Here is a 21,964-nt window from a genome sequence, read left to right on the forward strand (position 1 = left end):
ACCTGTTCCCCCTGTTATCATTTTACACTTCCACTAGCAATTCCACGGATAAAGTACTTCTGCATGAATAAAAATAAAATGACGATAGGTGCCGCTGAAATCGTTAATCCAGAAAGTAACACTCCCCAATCTGTTTGCAGTGCATCCCGAAATTGCATTAAACCGGCAGGTATCGTCCGTAAACTATCATCATCTATAAAGATGATCGCGAACATGAATTCATTCCATGTATAGTAGGCTGTTAAAATTGCCGTTGTTAATAAAATAGGCTTACTCATAGGAATGAAAATTCTAAAAAGGATTCCAAGGTTTGTGCATCCATCCAACCGGGCAGCCTCTTCAAGTTCTTTCGGAATGGACAGGAAGTAGGCCCGAATCAACAAGATGGTTAGCGGAATTCTGTATGCTACATAAGGTAAGATTAATGCCCAATGGGTGTTATATATACCTAGCTTCTGAATTATATTATACAAAGGGATCAGGCTTACTTGGGGAGATAGCATCAACCCCCCTAAGCATATGACCAAAATGAAAGCCTTTCCACGAAAATCAAAGCGAGATAATCCGTAGGCACCTAATGCACTTACTAATACCGTTAGAATACATGTCAAACCAGTAACCATGACACTATTTAAAAAGTAGGAAGAAATCCCACTATTCCAGGCTGTTACATAATTTTCAAACAACCATGTATGAGGAAGGGACCAACTATGGTTAAAAATTTCCTCTGTGCTTTTAAAAGAACTGATGACCATCCATAATAAGGGATAGGCTACAACAAGAAAGTATGCGATTAAACCTGCATAGACTAGTGCTACTCTCATATTATAGTCTTTTCTTTTCCTTGCATATTTTAGATTTTTAACAACTAATTCCGGTACTCTGATCGTTGATTTAGGCATCTCCATTATTAGTCCCCCTTTCCTGTTTTAAATATTTTCATTTGAACAAGAGAAATAAGTAACGTAATAATTAGGATAACCGTTGCAATGGCTGAAGCATATCCCATCATATCTTTTGAAAAAGCCGTTTTATATAAATAGGTACTTAGGACTTCCGAAGAAGTTCCCGGACCCCCTCCGGTTAAGATATATGGCTCATTAAACACTGTAAAAGCACCTGTCAGTGTTAAGATTACGGCTACAAATGTCATTTCCTTCGTTTCTGGAACCGTAATGTGAAAAAACGTTTTTATTTTATTCGCTCCATCCATTTCAGCTGCCTCATATAGCTCAGGTGAAATTTTTTGAATGGATACGATATATAACATGGCTATATAACCAATCGATTGCCACTGTGAGACAGCAATGACTGCATAGATTGCCGTATCACTATCGCCCAACCATGGCAGTGCTAAATTATTCAATCCAATCATTTTAAGAAACTGATTTAACAACCCCACTTCCGGGTTGTAAAAAAATGAAAACAGCAACGCTATGACTGTCATTGAAACGACGACTGGTAAGAAATAGACCGTACGAAAGATGGGTGAAAATTTACGGATCAATTTATCTTCTAAAACAGCTGCAACAATTAACCCTCCAAATACCTGGAAAACAATTGAAATGACTGCATAAAGAATATTATTTTTTAAAGCTTCATAAAATACGGGATCTTTAAACAAAGTAAAGTAGTTGTCCAACCCTACAAATGCTTTATTTGGTGAAAAAGTACTCCAATTATACAGACTGTCGCCAATATTCTGGAAAATGGGGATATAAACTAGCAGTAAAAAAACTAACGCTGGAAGAAGATATAGATAAGGTACAAATTTATCGAGTTTTATCATTAAAAGATCACTCCCTTAATAAAACGGAAAAATGATTTCCCTTATTTTCCCGCTTCGATTCTAACAGTATCGGCAGCTTTTTGAACATCACGCATGATTTGTTTAGGTGTTTTATCTCCATTTAACATCATTTGTGCTCCTGTTAAATAAGCATCTGCAATACGCGCATCAATACTCATGTCAAACCATGGAGCCATTTCATTGGCGTTCAATATGCTTTGAACCGCTTCCAGCTGTTCCGGGGAAGAATTATTTTCATTCACTGTACCTTCAACTGCACTATACTTGCCCACATCAGTGACTAGTTTCTCTCCCATCTGTTTAGTGGTTAAAAACTTTAAAAACTCCATCGCCTCTTTAGGATGCTTTGTCTTGGAAGAAATCATAAAGCCCTCAGGCGAACCCGTTAGATTTGTTTGATTGCCCTTTCCGTCTTCTACTTCAGGAAAGTTAAACATTCCAAGTTCAAACTTAGTGGGTCCAAATAGCTTGATTTCTGCCGATTCAGCATAAATCATGGGTGCCTTACCGTTTGAAAATTGCTGCCTAGCATATTCGTGATCTATTGAATTCGTATTCTCATTAAAATAAGGTAATAACTCTTGGAATTTTTCAAGCGCTTTTATGTAGTCGTCATCCTTGAATTTTCCGGTTTTTCGATTATAATCCATTGTCAGCACTTCCGGTCTAACAAGGCGTTGATTCAATGTGCCCAAATAATGTGAAATTGTCCAAGTGTCTTGACTGCCGAATTGAATGGCTGTGTAGTTATTCTTTTTTAACACTTTTAACACGTCGATTAATTCATTCCAGGTTTTAGGCGGGTTTATGTTCAATTTTTCGAAGACATCCTTGTTATAGAAAAACATTTTCCCATCCATTGTTACGGGGACACCATACACCTTATTATTAAATGTATACGGTTTGACTTGGGATGGAACGAGTTGTGAAGACCATTCCGGATCGTTTTCATAATAAGAAGTTAAATCCAAAGCTTTATTCCCTCGCACAAACTGACTGGCAAATTCATCACTCCATGAGAAATAAACATCAGGTGGATTATTTGTACCAGTCATTACTTTAATTTTGTCTTTATACGAATCATTTAGCACTGCTTCGGTTTTAATATTGATATCGGGGTTTTGTTTTTCAAATTCTTTTACAACTTCATTAAAGTAAGTTTTTTCAGGTTCCTTTGGCCACCTATGGAAAAATGTTAAGGTAGTTTTTCCAACATCTGATTCTGAAGATGTTTTTTCACCAGAACATCCCCCTAGCATTAAAGATAAACTTAAAAATGATGCGATTATAAGTTTTGTTTTTCTCATGAATACCCTCCTTATTATAAATGCTTTTATCATCAGGAAATTATACTATAATGTTATAAAACATTATAGTATAATTCGTAAAAAATATACAGAATATTAAGTTTTCTTTAATTATTAGTATTCTACTTTCCACATATAACGCCTCTTGCTTAAAGGATGATTACGCGCTTCCGCTAATTCTTCTGCATATTGACGCAATACACGATTTAAGATAAGCGGCGCAATATAACCTTTTACTTCTTCATCGATACCATCAAGATCATACTGTTTTGCATCTAGCACCGTTAGCTTTTTGCCATAACGCTGAGAAAAAGATAACGCTCTTTCTTCTAATGGTCTTGTTTCATCCAATCCCAATAGAATGATAAACGGTACATTTTCGTCAATAATTTCAAATGGTCCATGGAAGTACTCGCCCGCATGAATGGCATGTGAGTGTATCCATTGCATTTCCATTAAGATGCAAATACTAAAAGAATAGGCTGTCCCGTAGTTGGAACCACTTGCCATTGTATAGATAACAGGTTCTTTTGCGTGAGATTGGGCGAATACTCTTGCATTAGAAGCTTCTTGCTCTAGGGCTTTTTCATACACTGGTTGTAAATTCTCTAAACTAGATACTAGTTTTCCAAACTTCTCATTGTTTTCCGCTATATGAAGTACACCAAAAACTAGTTGATATAAAACACTCAGGTTTGTATCAAAGGCGTTTACACCATTACCCCATTCATATTTAATGAAAAGATCCGCATTTTGGGCTAATGGTGATCCTGGTTCGTTCGTTAATGCCACTGTAAACGCACCTTTACTTTTTGCAAACTTAGCCGCTTCTGCCGTTTCGGGAGTTGTTCCAGACATAGAGCATAAAATTACTAAGGATTCCTTCCCTAGTTGTTGTGGATTACGATGTATAAACTCATTTGAACTATATAGATCAGAAGTTATATTTTCAGCTTCACGATCCAGAATATACTTAGCTGAATACATGATGGCAGAAGATCCCCCGCATGCTACAAAATAAATATTGTTAATTTTCTTGCCCTTTAATTGATCCAATACTGTTTTTACATTACTTTTTACATTAATAACCGATTTACTCATTTTCCCACTCCTCTAATATTTGATATACAACATTATGTAATGTTATATATTGTTATATTAAATCATGAGCTTTCTTTAGTCAATCTATTTGTCAGAATATTTTATTTATTACTTTTTGTTGAATCAGTTAGTTACTATATCTCAGTTTTTTTTCCATCAAGATTTTCATAAAAATTTATTTGTTTAAATAAACTTCCACTAGGACATCTAATGTGCTACACTTCTTACTTTTTTCTTATTTTCCCAACCATTAATAATATCAACGGCAGAATAAAACAAATCGTTAAGGATAATGGTGTCCAAGCTGTAGCCATAAAGTTTTGATAATGCACGATATCTGGATGCGAAAAGATGGTAAAAGTGAGAATTAGAAAAGCTAATGGGAATAGAAGAATTTTGTAATTTTTTAATCCTAGCAATTGAGCTATTCCTAAAGCGAGTCCATAAAAGCATATGGTCAACTTAAAATACTCTGTAAAAACCCAAATGAAGGCAACAATGACCTCGACCCTTTCAAAAAAATTACCGATGCTTATCCTCATCCCCAATTTATAAGAAGGATAGGACAATCTCGCTGTATTATCAGCACCCAATACTAGGATACTGAAAAGGATCACCAAGAATAGAACGCTGCCACCTAAAATTGTCCCTAAATAAAAGTTTTTCTTCACATTAGCCTTTTCGTTTACATATGGAGTGATCATTAAAAAGAAAACAAGCTGAACATAAGGCAGTGCTAAGGAGTGATATGATCCCCTCAATATCGGTTTCATGCCTTTTTCAAATATAGGTTGCAAATTTTCGATTTTGATATCAGGGATAAGAAATACGAATAATATGAAAAGCAGCAGTACAAGCCAAGGAAAAAAGATTAATGCAGTACGGCAGATAACTTCCAACCCTAGCCGTGCACCAAATAAGCTTGTTAATATAAACAAGATCATAATCATTTCCATAGGTGTCTCAACCAGAACCTGTGTTGAAAAAAAATTCCCAATTTCACTAAGTAACGCTGAAGAAAGGTAATATAAATAAAATAGGAAAAGGAGTGCAGAGATCTTCCCGATCCATTTCCCAAATATTTTTTCATTAACTTCTATATAAGTCATGGATGGGTAAAGTGATGCGAGCCGGGTAAATAAGAAAACGAAACATAAACCGATGAGAGTAGCTAAGATATAGGCAATCCAGCCATCCTGTTTTGCTAAAGAGACAAGTACGGAAGGTAAAGTAAGTATCGCTCCTCCTATGGTGAATATGATGACCATTATTAGAAATTCACCAGAGCTGATTTTTCCTTTTTCGAGCATATTCGATACCTCCCTAGGATAAAATACGATCCATGAAATGAGCGAGTGGACTATATATTTTCGTTATCCAGTCTATAGGAGTGGGAATGGTAACATCCTTGATAATTAAAATACTCAACGTCATGCCAACTAAAAGCAATAAAATGAAAATGACAATTTCCTTCCAGCATTTCTTTTTGATAAGGGGTGGTATTTCGAAAAATGAAATAATAGCTCCAGTACACACTGTTCCAATAATTGCCCACATTGATCTTTACTCCTCGATTTCTTTTTGAAAGGATTCTGATATGGTGCCTAAATTGCGAATCTTTGCTTTAACGGTTACATTCACGTCCAATTTTGCGAATTCCTGATCCCAATTTCCTTCTAAACGTTTCCATGCTTTAGGATCGGTTCTATGAATTTCGTCACCAAAACCGAAGATGTCACTTTGATACTTCTCTTGAAGCGTTTTTATCGATCCTTCTATTTTATCCTTAATGTCTTTTGCGTATCTTTTATTCAATTCTTCGATTTTTTCGGGTTTAGTTAAATCAATTGTGCATTCTACTTCACCTATACTCCCTTCTGACGTGACATTTATATCAATTTTCGGATTTCCTTTTTCCATTTTTCCCTTGATTTTCGTTTTTGTACTTGTCGTGTTGACCGTAATTTGGTCACCTTCACATGGAATATTTACCGCGGTGGACTTAACATGATCCGTAATGTAACTAACACCTTTACTGTCGTTCCTGTTTAACCAGCCGACAAGTTTATCCTTCTTGAATACTCCAAGATAATCCAATCGCAGGCCGGATTTCGGGGAGATATCTTGTGCATTCGTTACATTGCTTCCTGCTTCGGGATCACCATAAACGAGAATTCCCGTTAGCATGGCCTGTCTGCCTTTGCTGACGATACTGCTGACCAGCTCATCCAAAGTGACCGTCCTTGTAGGCGCCCATCTTGTCTCTGAATTTTCCAAGGAGTCAAAAACTTTATTTGCCGGTATTTTTTCAAGGGCCGTTTGCACATTAAGCGTATCAAAAGCAGTTGAACCCTTCGCAACGGTCATATAGAAATCGGAACGCAACTCCTTTTGCCGGGAAAGGACATCCAGAGGTTTTGCAATTCCTGCCCTGGCCATTTCCTCACCAAAGACAACTTCACGAAGATGTGCGACATATAACCTTCTTGGTACATCAGTTGATAGGCTTCTTATTGCTTCAGCAATGGTTGCACCGCTTTTCCTGAAGGTTACAACTTCCGTGCGGCCGGACCTGGCATCACCTGCAAGCTCACTCGAATTTAGAACTTGGACGGTTACAAGATACCCATCTTCTTTTTTATCAATTCCCATGGCAGTAACGATGGCAAGTTCGTTCAACTCAATGCTGCTCCAACAGCCGGATAAACAAATTATAGGTAGCATTAAAAATACCTTTAGCATTTTTTTCATCATGAACCCTCATAATCTCATCATTTTATCTAGGTGGTTTAGGAGTACTTACTTCTCCTCTGTCTGTATCATTTTTACTGATCAAACGAGGCCGCTTTAATAATGACCAATGTGGCATACGAATGATGTTGTCTTTTTGATCTTGTAAAATGAATGGTGCATTTGGAGCTAAATATGGTAAACCAAAAGATCTTATGCTATTTAAATGCAGGACCATCACGATCAGCCCTAAAATGATTCCGTATAACCCAAATGTAGCGGCAAGGATCATAAACAAGAATCGAAGCATCCGAAAAGCCATGGCCATACTATTGGCTGGGAACACAAAGCTGCAGATGGCTGTTAAGGACACGATGATAACCATTGTTGCTGAAACGAACCCTGCTTCGACAGCAGCCTGTCCAATAACTAATGCACCAACGATGGAAATGGATGAACCGATTGCCCTAGGCATCCTCACACCTGCCTCACGCAAGATTTCAAATACTACCTCCATCAGCATCGCCTCTACAAAAGCTGGAAAAGGAACACCCTCTCGCTGTGAGGCTAGACTTATGAGTAAAGGAGTAGGAAGCATTTCTTGATGAAAGGTCGAAACAGCAATATAAAGAGACGGTGTAAGCAAAGCAAGGAAAAAGGATAAATACCGTAATACTCGAATTAATGTTGCAATGTCCGCCCGTTGATAATAGTCTTCACTGGACTGGAAAAAATGCACCATCAGTGCTGGAACGATAAGGACAAACGGAGTTCCGTCAATTAGTATCGCAATCCTTCCTTCTAAAATGGCAGCGGCTACAGCATCAGGTCGTTCCGTATTATAAACGGTTGGAAAAGGAGTGTATACTTCATCCTGAATAAGCTCTTCAATGTAACCACTCTCTAGAATCGCATCTATATTGATTCGATTTATCCGGCTTTGCAATTCTGAAACCGTTTTATCATCGGCAACACCTTTTAAATACATAATCGCTACGTCTGTTTGCGTTTTTTCTCCAATCTGTTTTGTTTCAAGCCATAGGTTAGGATCTTTTATTCTCCGTCGTATTAAAGCAGTATTTGTTCGCAGCGTTTCAGTGAACCCATCCTTTGGTCCTCTGACTACTGTTTGGGAGGAAGGTTCCTGAACTCCGCGATCGGCCCAATCTCGTGATCCGAGTGCCATTCCTTTTGGGGAGCCGTCAATCAATAACATCGTGTCTCCCGATAAGACATGGTTAAAAAGCTTTTGAAAATCATTTATTTCCACTATCCCCCCGACAGGAAGAATATGTGATTTTATCATTTCAAAACAGTCAGTGTGATTAAGGAGCGCTACGTCCAACTCCGAATTCCGAATTTCAACCATCAAAGTGTCGAGGATGAAATCTTGGATGGAAGCTGAATCCGTTAATCCATCTGTATAAACGACGCCTAATTTAATTTGCCCATTTTTACCTGCTTGAAAATCCCTTATAACTATGTCTGAGCTATTTCCTACCGTTTTCTTAATATGGTCTAAGTTAAATTGAAGGTCAGAAGAGATAAGTTTTGTTTCATGTTTCTTTGAGTCTTCACTTCGGTTTTGGGCTTGAACCGGATTTTGGTTGTGATTATTAGTTTTGCTGGAGTTTGGATTTTCGTTTTGCTTTGGGTCTGCTTCTTGTTTTTTACTTTTCACTGATTGTTTATCTTCAATTAATTTCCTCAATGGGATAGGAACTCGAGATTTCAATGCTAACCCCCTCATAACCAAATGCCTGTTAAAATTATGTTTTCACCTTGGCAGCAATTATATCCATCTAAGTAAAATAAATTGCAATTAATTTTCAAGCGCAAAATCCAATTAAAGGTTGCTGAAGATGCCTCGAATATTAACCTTTTTGGACCTATTTTTTCCAACAAAATTAAATTACATTAACCACTTCCCGTCATTACTGCAAACTTGGAAGCAACTTCTCTTTTGGAGTCAGTTCAGTAAGCATAACATTAAAAATGGATTTTCTTTGACAACCCCGTTGTAGGCTTTTTCCGATGAAAATGCCTTAAGGTAATTTTGTATATTAATTGTCTTTTATTAATCTAAAACTTTCTTGCTGAAGCACAACTAATGAAATTTATTGGAAGTTATGTTTAAAAGTATCCTATGAGTAAATGCATAGATTGCCAATATTCGCATAATCTATTATCATTTTCGAGGCAACGATTTTAACTTTTGCTTGTTGGACTAAAGTAGTATGAAGTTGGGCTGGTTTAGGGGCACGAAAAAAGATAAATGAAGAAAAACCCTGCAGAGATATCTCCACAGAGTTTCTATAAGAAGCTTTTAACTAATTTTTTGGTGCAGGCACCTTGCCTTTGAAAAGGCGAATGGCGACGAACTATATATGGTAACAAGGCGCCGAATTCAAGATTCCAATGTAATATATTCAGCTCCCTGGTCTTTTGCCCAATTATGTATATAACTTAGCAGATTATATCCAAGGCCACTAGGACGATGATTTACATCAGTAACCAAATCTTGAACATAAACATAGCGCTCATTATGTGAATCTTCACGCCAGCTAATACCTGCTAACGCTACGATGCTCGTATCATGATATAAAGCAAATAACTTTTTACCCTCCTTACGCATATCATTTAATAATTCTAGATATTCCTTAAAAGTCAAATCAGTACGCAACTGACTTAATATAGGATAAGCCTGTAAGAATTGATGTTCTACAGTTAACTCTACTATATTTTCTACTGGTATTTTCATTCTAAAGTTCCCCTACCTTTTTTTCACTTTAATGGATTCGCCTTCCTGATTAAATTTCTGACATATAACCAAGGGCAAACTAAACATCAAATAAATGTTTCAATAATTGTGTGTCTAACAGTTTCCCATTCTTCTCCTTTCTCCATATTTATTAGAAATACACACATAGATATACACATAAATAATATGCAAGAATCGCGCCAACTCAAATCTATTACAAATCAAATATTGTTGCATTTTCCCTTATTTGACTTATCGAAGCAGGTTAATCGGAAAATCTCACCAAATGATATTTGAAGAAAAATTAGGTGTAAGTTAAATCAAATATTCAGTTCCTAAAAAATTATGATGTTGGGGAATTTAAATACTTTCTCTTGGACCAATAGGAGAAGCTGCATAATGGAAGTGGGACAAGTAAAATTATTCTGCTATGTTTTTTCCAGTAATTTACCCAACTCTCGTTTTCAAATTATTTTCCTATGTGTTTGACAATTGTATATTTTGTCTCAGCTTTGAGAAACGACCATATACACATATTTCAAATACAGATTGTTTATTTTTGATTTTGATTCCGGAATAAGAAATAAGAATAATATAAAAAGCAGCAAAATCGAGCCTGAATAATGAGATGGCAATGGATTGTCGAAGTAAAGCCATGACGATTCAAGTTAATTTCCTTGTGAATAACTTGAACATGAATAGCCAAAACTAAGTGGTATTAAGTAGGAAGGAACAAACATTAAGGTGAAAAATAATGCCTGGTAGTTTCAAAATTTCATCACATCAAATGATGATTTTAATCCTTTTGTATTCGGTAGGAACGGTTATTTTACATACTCCTTCTCCTTTAGCTGGTTTTGCAAAGCAGGATGCGTGGCTTGCTGCATTATTTGGGACAGGAATCGCATTAATTTTTGTATGGTTCTACATCAGGGTTGGTAATTTATATCCTGATCTCCCTTTAGATCAAATAAATGAAAAGGTTTTTGGTAAGTTAGTCGGAAAGATGATCAATTTCACATTTTTTATCTGGTCTTTTTCAACTGCTGCCGAGACTATTTATTATGTGGGGAAGTTCATTGAAACTTTTTGGATGCCAGATACCCCACTTGCAGCATTGAATTTATTGTTAGCTGCAGTTGTGATCTTGACAGTTCGCCTTGGTATTGAAACTTTTACACGCACGTTGGAAATATTCTTCATACCCGTATTAATATTACTGACTATTTTTTTGGTATCCATCATTCCTCAAGCCAATATCCAAAACATTCAGCCGGTATTTGAAAATGGAGCCAAACCTGTCATACGGGGGACACTTTTTTTCATAAGCGTGTTCACGCTGTCTCCTGTTATGTTTTTAATGATTTTCCCTTCAAAAGTCAATGATAGTAAAAAAGGGGGTAAAGCCTTTTATATTGGCACATTGATCGGTGGAATCATTTTAATTCTAGTTATCATGCTGGATATTTTGGTTCTTGGACCCGATAACACAGCAAGAAATATCGCTCCAAGTTATACGATGGCAAAAAAAATAAATGTAGGGAATTTCCTAATGCGAATCGAAGCTATAATTGCCACGATTTGGATCTTTACAACCTATACCAGGACGGTTATGTATTTTTATGTTTCGGTTGTTGTATTTTCAAACATATTCAATATAAAAGATTATCGTCCATTTACTACGGCTTTAGGGATGATAATGGTTTTTTATTCATTGATTGTTTTTCCGACGGTCCCTTCATCCGGGGAATTCAATAAAAATATATGGTTATTCCATGCAGCGACTTTTGGTCTGGTCATGCCTTTATTATTATTTATCACGGCTAAATTTAAAAACATCATTAAAAAGCACCATGGCACCAACAATGATAATATCCATAACGGTTAAAAAGAACATAATAAAAATATTCCAGAAGTCCTAATTTACCGGGTAATGAATATTTACGAATGAGGTGAGTATATTGAAACATAAAATAATCATCATTTTTAGTGTTGTTTTTATAGCGTTCATGACTGGTTTACTCATCTTTTACCTCATAAAAGATGATTCTTCCCGATGGATGGTAGCTCTTGGAGGAATATTGGTAAGTGCCCTGCCCATTATATTATTGTTTGTAAAAAATAATCCTTTTAACATTCCAATCATAATCGGTTACTATGTTTTTATTTTCTTTACGACATTTTTAGGGTCCATCGCAAATTTTTATGTGGATTTTAAATGGTGGGACTCTGGCCTTCACTTCTACAAAGGCATTTTCGTGGCCTTTGTTGGAATTGCTCTTTATAAACAATTCATTCCTCAAAAAGCGAGAAAAGATGTTTCAAGGTGGGTCACCTTTCTTTTTGCTCTCTCACTTTCAGCCATCGCCACTGTCCTTTGGGAGATATATGAGTTCGTAGGAGATCTCACTTTTACTCATACCATGCAACGAGGCGGTAATAAAGACACCATGTACGATATAATTTTCGGTCTTACGGGAGGCCTGCTTATCTCCGTTTATTCTATTTTACAAAAATCAAAATTATAATTTATTGAGGTAATCATATGAATCGTAAGCTAGTTATTTCTATAAGTTCAGTGTATGTACTTTTCATGGCAGCTTTATCTATTTTTTACTATACAGACGATGAAAATTTTAAATCACTGGTTTCGATAGGCGGTGTGGTATGTGGAGCAATTCCCCTTTTATTGGCCCTATTTACCAAGCTTCAATTCAATCTGCCAATTATCATTTCCTATTTAATCTTCCTATTCGGTTCACAATATTTAGGATCTATTTTAGGCTGGTATGGACTGGGATGGTGGGATACACTCTTACATTTACTAAGCGGTTCCCTTCTAGCTTTTACGGGAATTGCTTTATATGAACGATTGGTATACAGAAATGCAGGTAAAGATATATCCCCTTGGTTTGTCTTTTTGTTTACCCTCTCCTTCTCAGCACTTGGTGGTGTCATTTGGGAGATTTACGAATTTAGTTCTGATCAATTATTCGGAATGACCCTGCAAGGCGGGGGAAATAAAGATACAATGATAGATTTAATCGCAGATACTGTTGGAGGGCTTATCATTGCAGTATGGGCCGGAGTGCGGACAAAGATTAAGTTAAAGAAAACATAAAAAAACGTTCCAGTTGATTTCAGAAACCTGCTCCCTTTCCGCCGACTGTCTGCCAAAGGGTTGGGGATAACGATATCCCTTTTGTAGACAAACTGAAACGACCATCTTATCGATGGTCGTTTTTACGTTCATTTAAATATGATGGAAATTATTTTTTCCGTCGTCATCGCACTATCCACCACATATGTTCCAGGTCGTAAACCGTTGGCCTTGCCTTTCTTTTCAACCGCGTCAGAAAACTCATTGGCATTTTTAATGACCTTTGCCCTTTGTAGGTTTTTACCCACATCGATGCTTGTCGAGCCTTTAGACACAGTAAGAACTGTACGGTATATGATTTTTTCTGTTGGTTCTTTTACCGCTTCTTTTTCCGCTACCGCTTCCGCTTTATCTTTAACCAACTGTGCTTCAGCAATCTGATCTTCCCATTCTTTTTCTGAATGTATGACATACCCTTCTGAAGCCAGAGACTCTTTCATTTCATCTTCTGATAGTTTCTCTGATGTGCCGGTCGCTTCTCCTGGACCAAAGAAGTACACTGCACCGCATAAACCTGCTGCAACAACAAGGCCTCCGGCAAAGCTGCGCATTGATTTAGATGTCATTGGCCACATTTCTCCTTTCATTCTTCGTTTTTATGTAAGGAGTAAGCATGCTTTCAATTTCATCTTCCGGCTGTTTTGTCTTTAGTGCGATGCTTTCAAATGAGTAGCCTCGCTTATGTAGGTCGAGTACTTCACGCAACAAGTTCCGCTTTTCGGAAGTCATTGCTAGAACGCCTGGCTCTTGCACCGTAATTTCAGCATCTATCTCGATGTTCCTGATTTTTTCCTGTAATACATTCATTTCATCTCCAAAAGTGATAGCAAGCTGTTCCAATTGACTGTCCACTTTTGCAGAATCCTTTTTAATAAACGATAAAATGAACAGTAATACTGCTGCAGCAAACAAAATGATCAGAGCCCATTCCATCATTTTATGTCCCTCCTTAATCTTTGAATCTAATATCTCGCTTTCTAATTATATATGGATTTGTTCCAAAACTCGATTTAAAAGTACTAAATACCACAATAGTCACGTATTTATGACAAAAAAAGGCGCGGCAAGGCCATCCATAACTAATAATAAGCAAAAAACGAAAAATATAACTTCCATTTGAGGACCATTTTACCATAATCCATTCATCATTAATACCATTGTTAGTATATTAAGGCTACATACTGCAATAACGCTGTCTAACTGGGTTATCAAAGTATACATGGCATTCTTATTCACATCACTGCTGTACTTTTCCCTTTATAAGAGTCCAAGGGTTATATTAAATGACAAACACGTTACCAAACGATAAGATATATATTATTAGGTTCCTTTTCCTGTCTCATTGAATAGGTACGATTTCTCAGTGCCATTTTGAACAATATTAAGGAGGATACAATGAATATTAAAATAAATAATATACCGAGTTTCATGCAAGCCGAAATCGAACAACTTCAATCAAAATTATCCCCCTTGTTGAAGAAAAATATGAAATACGGTTTTTTTTCGACGGTGATGATAGGCTTTTCCGTCATTAATCTTTTTTTCCTTTTATTTAAGAACGAATCTTTACCCATCTCGAAAATTGCACTTGGAATCTATGCATTGGTGGGAGCTGTAGGATTTGCCTTATTAAAAGAAAACAAACACAACCAAAAAGAAATAGTGAAAATTAGTCAACAATATATGTTGGATAGAATCAAAAAAAGCAGCTATTTAACAGATGCCAGAAAAAGTAACTACTTTAAAAGAGTAAATGAGCATCCGCTTACTGCCATGAATGTTTTTTTTGAGTTTCTTGCTGAAGAACAACAATGGAAGAACAAATCCTCACACCCGGAATAATATCGGTAGAAATAAGCAAAAAACTCAGCATGAAAAAAACAACTCAACAAGTGTGATCCGATAAACTGCCGAATCACACTTGTTGGTTGCTTAGGCTATTAAATTCAAAAATTCTCTGTATCACGTTTCTTCTTTAAGTGCATCCATTTGCAGCTTAGTTGTTAGTTCTGAGCTTTTTATCAATAAGTTCATGAAAATAGACTGCAGCATGTTCAGTTGGAGAAAAGATACCATTTGTAAATGCCTCGGAACTTAATCCTTTTTGCAGTTTTTCCACCAGTTCAAAGTCTTCCTGCCGTACTTGATCAACAAATTTAAAATAATCTTCTTTTTCTATGGTTATTTTTTCATCGAGGGAGTAATCACGATAAATTCCTAACGACGTCACGGCATCAACAGGAATTACTTGGATGGTATTCACATTCCCGTCTCCTGGATAAACGTTAATCATCATATTTGGCCAAACCCAATAAAAACGCGCTTGATCACCTTCGCCATTCTTACTTGCTGTCATATATTGATAGGTGAATTTGTCGTGTGTCGTTGTGCAAAAGTTTGATATATCAAAGGATTTTGCAAAGCCAGGATGAGCAATGGAACAATGGTCACATTCAAGGTAATTGTCAACAACTGCTTTCCAATTAGCTTTTACTACACGCCTAGTTTCCCTAACTAGTTTCAGTGAATCAAAGAAGGGATACTCTTTCATTTCCTCTAAAAATTCCTGATATGCTTCTGCCATAGAAGGTGCATTTTTATCTAGATTGACAAAAATCATAGCATTCTGAACTTCTAAGCGTATGGATTTCATACAACTGTGTATTCCCAGTTCATTCGTTTTAAAATTAGGAGCTTTATGCACACTTCCATCTAATTTGAACGTCCATCCATGGTAACCGCATTGTAAAATTTTCTTATTTCCTTTATCGGAGTTTTCTACTTTCATTCCGCGATGAGGGCAAATATTATAGAAAGCACGCAGTTCACCATCAGTACCGCGAGAAACGATAATAGGCTCTCCGGCGATGTCTATTGTCATGAAATCGCCTACTTTTTCAACTTGGCTTGCATGACCAGCTAATATCCAACTCTTTCTAAAGATTTTTTTTCTTTCTTCATTGAATGCCTCTGGTTCGACATACCGTGAATAAGGGAGTGTAGGGCTGAACTGTACATTTTCTTTAATAGACATATTGAAAATCCCTCCTGATTATCATCTAATTTAAAAGTTTAAAAAATGCATGGTACCATTTTAGTTATACCCGATCCATATAGACTGTCTTGACCTCTGTATAGAATTCAACGGCACTCTTCCCTTGTTCACGGCTGCCTGCACTTGAATTTTTACATCCGCCAAATGGCATTTGCGGTTCGGTTCCTGCTGTTTCCGAATTGACATGAACAAGACCCACCTCCACATCTTCAATAAACCGTTGAGCCAACGTTAAATTGTTTGTACAAATTGCTGCACTCAATCCATACTCTGTATCATTGGCCATCTTAACTGCTTCCTCATAATTTACGGCCTTAAAAAGGGCGATGACTGGTCCGAAGATTTCTTCACGTGCAATGCGGGCATGTTGTGGAACATTTTCAAAGATAGCCGGCCGGACATAAAAACCGCTCGCCAATTCCTCTTCTGCCGGAATCTCCCCTCCACACAACAGCGTAGCTTCTGATTTCCCAACATCGATCATTTCAAGCACGCCATCACGTTGTGATCTTGAAACCGCGGGACCGATATATGTTTCTTCATTGAGCGGGTCTCCCACTTTTAATTCTTTCGTACGCGCGATAAGCCGTTCCCGGAATACTTCATAAATTCCTTCTTCCACAATCACCCGGCTAGTGGCTGTGCATTTTTGCCCTGTGGATTTAAAAGCTCCGCCTATAGCTATTTCCACTGCTTTTTCAAGATCAGCATCGGCGAGGACGACAAGCGGGTTTTTCCCTCCCATTTCCGCTTGCACTTTCTTTCCATGCTCAATGGCTTGTTTTTGAATTTGCTGACCTACTTGATTCGAGCCGGTAAAAGATATGGCCTTCACATCCGGATGTTCCACTAAAGCAGCACCAATGACGGAGCCCCTTCCGAATACACAATTGATGACACCAGGTGGAAGACCCGCCTCATCGAAGGCTTTCATCACATGGTAGACCGACTTAGGTGTAAAATCAGCCGGCTTAATCACGACTGTATTCCCGTAAATCAGGGCCGGCGCCAATTTCCATACAGGGATGGCGATAGGAAAGTTCCATGGGGTAATCAACCCCACCGGACCTAGCGGGGTGCGAATAGTGTATAAAAATGTATTGGCATTTGCTGAAGGAATTACTTCCCCGATTGGCTGTCGGGCTTCAGCAGCATAATATTCAAGTATGCTGGCAGCACGATTGGCTTCCCCCATCCCTTCCAAGAATGTTTTTCCTTCTTCCTTTATCAAATCTTGACCTACTTCCTGAATATTCTTTTTCAAAATATCAGCTGCTTTCTGCAAGTATGAAGCCCGTTGCTGAAACGACAGCTTTTTCCAGTCAGGAAATGAATTTTTTGCGGCTGCCACTGCAGCATGTAAATCAGCCGCAGCACTTGATGGAAATTCCCCTAAATTTTTTCCATTATGAGGACTAAGATTTTCCTTATACTCACCTGTAGTGGGTTCTTTCCATTTTCCATTAATATAATTTAAGTAACGCATACGATTTCCTCCGTATTCTATTTTTCTACTTTTAAATAATAGGATTACTTATAACCGGTAACTTCTAAATGGATACTTCAACGACTCCTTCTGCATACCCTAACGTTTTCTTTTGTCGGGCACATTAAGAATATTCTCCTATTGAACAAAATCATTGGGCTGATCATTTGTTAAGGCTGGCACCTCCACTTTCCTTCTCGCATATCTAAAATAGTAAAAGATATAGCAAGCAATGACGAAACCTAATCCCCAATACAACGAGGTTCGCTGTGTCGGATCATAAGCGGTGAACACGAAAATACCTAGACACATAATGATGCAGAGAATCGGGGCAAACGGGAAAAAAGGTACTCTGAACTTCAGATTTTCAACCTTTCCGCCTGCTCTGATATACTGCTTACGGAATCTGTATTGTGCGAACGCAATCGCCATCCAAGTAAGCACCCCTCCAACCCCGCTTATGGAAAGTAGTACAACAAATAACGTTTCTTCCGCTACTACACTAGTAAGTAAGGACAGCAAGGCAAAGACCATGGTGACAAGTAAGGCGTTAAAAGGTACACCGCGCCGATTGAGCTTTCCAAATGCAGAATGCGCCATACCGTTTTGAGAAAGGGAGAAAAGGATCCTTGTACAAGCAAACAGACCCGTGTTTCCTACAGAGAGGACCGCCGTCAAAATTACGAAATTCATAATGTCAGCTGCATAAGGAATGCCTACCATTTCAAACACGGTAACAAATGGACTTTCCAGTACCCCAACTTCTTTCCAAGGAACGATGGCCGATAGAACAAAGATTGCCAGTACATAGAAAAGCAGCACACGTATTACGATATTTCTAATCGCTCTAGGAATGCTTTTTTGCGGGTTTTCCGTCTCTCCTGCTGCAACACCCATGATTTCCGATCCCTGGAAAGCATACACAACTGTCATCATCGATATAAACACACCCGTGAATCCTGTAGGGAATAGTCCATCTCCTATAAAATTGGAAAAGAACGGGGCAGGCTGTGCATCCTCCATATGAATCAATCCAAACATCGCTGCTGCACCGATAATAATGAATAGAATGACGGCAAGTACTTTAATCCCGGAGAACCAATACTCTGTCTCAGCGAAACTTCTCGTTGTTAATGCATTTATAGTGAATAAAAGTACCGTAAATATCACACACCATATCCATACTGGTGTATTGGGAAACCATCTAGTCATGAGCAAACCGGCCGCTACAAATTCCAGGCCTACGTAAAGAGCCCAGCTCAGCCAGTAAATCCAGCCAATGACAAATCCAGTGGCGGGACCGATAAATTTCGTTGCATGAACCTGAAAGGATCCGGATACCGGCATCACTACCGATAATTCACCGAGACAAATCATCGCCAAGTACATTAATAAACCACCGACCAAATAGGCAACAATCGCTCCTAAGGGTCCAGCTTCACCGATGGCATATCCTGAGCCCAGGAAAAGACCTGTTCCAATTACCCCACCTAAGGAGAGCATGAATAAATGTCTGCTCTTCATTGAACGCTGTAATTCTTTTGGCTGATTTTCATGTTCTGTTTGCATGATTTCCCCCCGTTTCTGATCGATAATCAGCTTAAACACTTTTATGATTAACACAAGTTAACGAGAGTTCCACGATAACGCTTCGGAAGGCACTGCATATTCTGGAAGGTCGCTGATTGTCGGTTTAAATATTTCATAGGCTACTTCTCTTTGATATTTTTTTTGTTTTTTAGCTTGTGTAAATAAATGATACGTATTTTTCCTGCATAGTTTTTCTATATCATCAACGACAGCTTGTGGATTTGGTTTAACCAGTCCGAAAATAACCACATCATAAAATCTTATCGCCCCAAGGTTGGCAACGAAATCATTGACAACATCTATTCCTCTCTGTTTTATGATTTCGTCTCCCTCTGAAGAAAGGGGAATGTTTGCCGCCTCAACGATCAAGCTCGCTTTTACGCTTTTGGCATTGGATATGTGGATGACATCCTCCAATGCGGACGGAATTAAAATGTCGCAATCTATGTCGAGCCATTCCGTGTTTGACCTTACATCATAATGCGGTTCAAAAAAGGCCTTATCCATTTCCCCGTACATATTCTTATGATCAATAAGCTTTTGGACATCCAATCCTTCTTCACACGTAACCAAAAGGGCTGCATCGGAAATTCCCACAACTTTGTATCCTAACTGGGACATTTTCAATGCGCAGCTTGCCCCTACACAGCCGAATCCTTGAATGACAACTCTCGCTCCTCCTTTTCCGCTTTTAAATTTCCATGCCTCATCTGCGGAAAAAGCCACACCATAGCCTGTTACGACATCGTTTAAAAACAACCCGTCGATTTTTGTCGTCAACAATTCATCGAAGTCTTTTATCCCTTGCAGAACATCCGGATTCTGCTTCATTGATTTCGTTAACGGGATATCAATGCCAAATTCATTAAATATTTTGAGCACATCTTCATACTTGGTACCTAAATCACTTCCTAATGATACCCCTATATCTATATAAGGCATCATCGCAATCAGAAATCTTCTTAACACTGCATATGCGTCTGGCGCTTTATAACCATAGGCAATGCCCGCTTTACAACCGCCAGTCGTCTCAGACTCACAGGCTACATACTTATAAGCCATAGCCTCGGCCAACCTCTCGACCTCTTCTCTTGTAACCGTTGGGTGCATTCTAGTACCGCCGCCTGTGTAACCTTTGACAAAGTTATGGACGACCAGCCAGCCTTTAGCATCTGTTTCCGTATCATTCCATTCCACAACTAAATATGGTTTTAACAACTATGAAACCTCCCTAAATATCTTCTTTTTATTGGTTCCTGCTAACTTCCAATGTTAATTGTTCGACATTAGCTTTTCGTGGACTTCCTTCTTGTCTTGGCCTACAGATTGAATCTTTGGATTGACTGCAACTTCGATTACAGCAGGCAGCCCTGAAGCAATCGCCCTTTGCAACGCTGGCACAAAATCACTATTTTTTTCAACCTTTTCACCATGTGCTCCAAATAAACGCGCCAATTCAGCAAAATCAGGATTAGACAAGTCAGTTCCAACGACCCGATTTGGAAAATGCCTTTCTTGATGTACACGAATTGTTCCGTAAATATTGTTGTTCACAACAATTGATATAGTCGGAATTTTATACCGTACAGCGGTTTCAATCTCTTGGAGAGTCATCATAAAGCCGCCGTCTCCTGAAATAGAAACAACATGTTTGTGAGGCTGCGCCAGCTTTGCCCCAATAGCAGCAGGCAGTCCATATCCCATCGCACCCGAAGTTGGCCCCACGTATGTGTTTTCTTGTTCAAAACGATAATATCTGGATAGCCATCCAAAAAAGTTTCCTGCATCATTTGTAATGATGGTATCCTTCGGCAGACCGACGGCAAGATCATGCATCAATCCGTCCATATCCACGAAATCTTCTGTATAGTCGGCCTTGAGTTCAGAAAATTCCATATATTTATCGTGCAATTCCTTCAAATGATCCTCGCTTGAAATAAAAGATTCTGATTCTGGCGTTAGCAGTGCTTGTTCCAAGAAGCTCTTGGCGTCTGCTTCAATGGCAAGGGAAGGAGCATACACTTTACTAAAAATTTCCGGACAAATATCCACATGGATCAGTTTAGTATTTTTAGAAAGCAAGGTGTAATCTTGGGTTCCTACTTGAGAGAATCGTGTCCCTAATGCCAAAACTACATCTGCGTCACGGATTGCATCAAGTAAATATTGAGGTGTCCCAAACCCAAGCCATCCTGCATAGCTAGGGTGTGAGTTCGGAAACGCGTCAAATCGACGGAAAGCTGTAACGACAGGAAGTTTCATTGTCTCTACAAATTGTACAAGCAGCCTGTTGGCCTTAGCGTGAATCACACCTCCGCCTGCAATCAATACGGGGCGCTCCGCGTTTCGTATCGTATCCATCGCCCGCTTCACATCTTCCATATGTGGTTGAGGAGGACGCGGGCGATAAGATGGATTAATGTTCAACTCTGCCTCATCTTCTAACATGTCATGCGGTAAAGCCACTAATACAGGGCCCGGCCGACCCGATCGCGCAATATGGAAAGCCCGCTGCAATAATTCCGGGATTCTTTCCACACGATCGATCTCTACCGTCCATTTACATAAATGACTGAAAAAACCCGTCAAATTCACTTCCTGAAATGCTTCCTTCTCTTTAAAAGGGCGTTCGACTTGGCCAATAAGCGCAACCAAAGGGGTTGAATCTTGAGCAGCAGTATGAATGCCGATAGCTAAGTTTGTAGCCCCCACTCCACGCGTTGCCATACAAACTCCTACCTCCCCTGAAGCCTTGGCATAACCTTCCGCCATAAAAGAGGCACCGCCTTCATGCCTGGCGGAAATAAGTTCTATTTCAGGATGTTGATATAGTGCATCCATTACACTAAGATAACTTTCACCTGGTACACAAAAAGCTTTTTTCACCCCTTCTATAGCCATTACTTCTACGACTGCTCTTCCTCCACTGACTTTCATAATCAAGCCTCCCGCTTTCAAGTACGT

General features: G+C 38.5%; 20 protein-coding genes. 4 read left to right on the plus strand and 16 right to left on the minus strand.

The annotated features are described in order from the left end of the window. Positions 1 to 17: 17 nt before the first annotated feature. The 9 genes from LQ188_RS11620 to LQ188_RS11660 all read right to left on the minus strand — a co-directional run bounded on the left by LQ188_RS11620 (position 18) and on the right by LQ188_RS11660 (position 9,709). A complete protein-coding gene (locus LQ188_RS11620; protein WP_230177088.1) occupies positions 18 to 824 on the minus strand; it encodes a carbohydrate ABC transporter permease in 807 nt (268 codons plus the stop codon). A gap of 86 nt (positions 825 to 910) precedes the next feature. Further along, on the minus strand, positions 911 to 1,789 hold the full coding sequence (locus LQ188_RS11625) for a sugar ABC transporter permease (protein ID WP_101222327.1): 879 nt from the start codon (positions 1,787 to 1,789) through the stop codon (positions 911 to 913). A 41-nt stretch (positions 1,790 to 1,830) separates the two neighbouring features. Beyond that, positions 1,831 to 3,117, minus strand: a complete 1,287-nt coding sequence (locus LQ188_RS11630; protein ID WP_230176900.1) for an extracellular solute-binding protein — start codon at positions 3,115 to 3,117, stop codon at positions 1,831 to 1,833. A gap of 114 nt (positions 3,118 to 3,231) precedes the next feature. Then, positions 3,232 to 4,218 carry an SIS domain-containing protein gene (locus tag LQ188_RS11635; RefSeq protein WP_230176901.1) on the minus strand — a complete coding sequence of 329 codons (987 nt, stop codon included), beginning with the start codon at positions 4,216 to 4,218 and terminating at the stop codon, positions 3,232 to 3,234. A 224-nt stretch (positions 4,219 to 4,442) separates the two neighbouring features. After that, positions 4,443 to 5,528 (minus strand): endospore germination permease, encoded by a 1,086-nt coding sequence (locus LQ188_RS11640; RefSeq protein ID WP_230176902.1) that lies wholly within the window; start codon positions 5,526 to 5,528, stop codon positions 4,443 to 4,445. Positions 5,529 to 5,541: 13 nt separating this feature from the next. Beyond that, positions 5,542 to 5,775, minus strand: coding sequence for a hypothetical protein (locus LQ188_RS11645; RefSeq protein ID WP_063575803.1), 234 nt, complete (start codon positions 5,773 to 5,775; stop codon positions 5,542 to 5,544). A gap of 6 nt (positions 5,776 to 5,781) precedes the next feature. Then, positions 5,782 to 6,969, minus strand: a complete 1,188-nt coding sequence (locus tag LQ188_RS11650) for a Ger(x)C family spore germination protein (protein ID WP_230176903.1) — start codon at positions 6,967 to 6,969, stop codon at positions 5,782 to 5,784. Between the two features lie 25 nt (positions 6,970 to 6,994). Then, the gene (locus tag LQ188_RS11655) at positions 6,995 to 8,683 is read right to left on the minus strand and encodes a spore germination protein (RefSeq protein ID WP_230176904.1); all 1,689 of its coding nucleotides are present in this window, start codon (positions 8,681 to 8,683) and stop codon (positions 6,995 to 6,997) included. A gap of 672 nt (positions 8,684 to 9,355) precedes the next feature. Further along, positions 9,356 to 9,709 (minus strand): GNAT family N-acetyltransferase, encoded by a 354-nt coding sequence (locus LQ188_RS11660; RefSeq protein ID WP_101222333.1) that lies wholly within the window; start codon positions 9,707 to 9,709, stop codon positions 9,356 to 9,358. Between the two features lie 754 nt (positions 9,710 to 10,463). Here LQ188_RS11660 and LQ188_RS11665 point away from each other — a divergent pair. The 3 genes from LQ188_RS11665 (at position 10,464) to LQ188_RS11675 (ending at position 12,830) form a co-directional block, all read left to right on the plus strand. Continuing rightward, positions 10,464 to 11,597, plus strand: a complete 1,134-nt coding sequence (locus tag LQ188_RS11665) for an endospore germination permease (protein WP_101222334.1) — start codon at positions 10,464 to 10,466, stop codon at positions 11,595 to 11,597. 64 nt (positions 11,598 to 11,661) lie between these two features. Continuing rightward, positions 11,662 to 12,237, plus strand: coding sequence for a membrane-spanning protein (locus tag LQ188_RS11670; protein WP_230176905.1), 576 nt, complete (start codon positions 11,662 to 11,664; stop codon positions 12,235 to 12,237). Between the two features lie 17 nt (positions 12,238 to 12,254). Next, a complete protein-coding gene (locus LQ188_RS11675; protein WP_230176906.1) occupies positions 12,255 to 12,830 on the plus strand; it encodes a hypothetical protein in 576 nt (191 codons plus the stop codon). 128 nt (positions 12,831 to 12,958) lie between these two features. Here LQ188_RS11675 and LQ188_RS11680 read toward each other — a convergent pair whose 3' ends face one another. Then, the gene (locus LQ188_RS11680; RefSeq protein ID WP_101222337.1) at positions 12,959 to 13,435 is read right to left on the minus strand and encodes an endolytic transglycosylase MltG; all 477 of its coding nucleotides are present in this window, start codon (positions 13,433 to 13,435) and stop codon (positions 12,959 to 12,961) included. Beyond that, a complete protein-coding gene (locus LQ188_RS11685; RefSeq protein ID WP_230176907.1) occupies positions 13,425 to 13,805 on the minus strand; it encodes a hypothetical protein in 381 nt (126 codons plus the stop codon). Before LQ188_RS11685 ends, LQ188_RS11680 begins: the two co-directional genes overlap by 11 nt. 459 nt (positions 13,806 to 14,264) lie before the next feature. On the opposite strand from LQ188_RS11685, the gene LQ188_RS11690 reads away from it, so the two are divergent. Then, on the plus strand, positions 14,265 to 14,711 hold the full coding sequence (locus LQ188_RS11690; RefSeq protein ID WP_101222338.1) for a DUF5392 family protein: 447 nt from the start codon (positions 14,265 to 14,267) through the stop codon (positions 14,709 to 14,711). 154 nt (positions 14,712 to 14,865) lie between these two features. Here the strand turns inward: LQ188_RS11690 and LQ188_RS11695 are convergent, their stop codons facing one another. The 5 genes from LQ188_RS11695 to LQ188_RS11715 form a co-directional block, all read right to left on the minus strand. After that, positions 14,866 to 15,903 carry an SRPBCC family protein gene (locus LQ188_RS11695; RefSeq protein WP_230176908.1) on the minus strand — a complete coding sequence of 346 codons (1,038 nt, stop codon included), beginning with the start codon at positions 15,901 to 15,903 and terminating at the stop codon, positions 14,866 to 14,868. Positions 15,904 to 15,967: 64 nt separating this feature from the next. Next, on the minus strand, positions 15,968 to 17,410 hold the full coding sequence (locus tag LQ188_RS11700) for an aldehyde dehydrogenase family protein (protein WP_230176909.1): 1,443 nt from the start codon (positions 17,408 to 17,410) through the stop codon (positions 15,968 to 15,970). Between the two features lie 138 nt (positions 17,411 to 17,548). Then, complete coding sequence (locus LQ188_RS11705; protein ID WP_230176910.1) at positions 17,549 to 18,979, minus strand: amino acid permease; 1,431 nt, start codon at positions 18,977 to 18,979, stop codon at positions 17,549 to 17,551. A 57-nt stretch (positions 18,980 to 19,036) separates the two neighbouring features. Then, entirely contained in the window at positions 19,037 to 20,218 is a 1,182-nt protein-coding gene (locus tag LQ188_RS11710; RefSeq protein ID WP_230176911.1) for a Glu/Leu/Phe/Val dehydrogenase dimerization domain-containing protein, read from the minus strand. 54 nt (positions 20,219 to 20,272) lie between these two features. Then, a complete protein-coding gene (locus LQ188_RS11715; protein ID WP_230176912.1) occupies positions 20,273 to 21,937 on the minus strand; it encodes a thiamine pyrophosphate-dependent enzyme in 1,665 nt (554 codons plus the stop codon). Positions 21,938 to 21,964: the final 27 nt, after the last annotated feature.

The sequence above is a fragment of the Peribacillus sp. Bi134 genome (assembly GCF_918698065.1).
Classification (GTDB): domain Bacteria; phylum Bacillota; class Bacilli; order Bacillales; family DSM-1321; genus Peribacillus.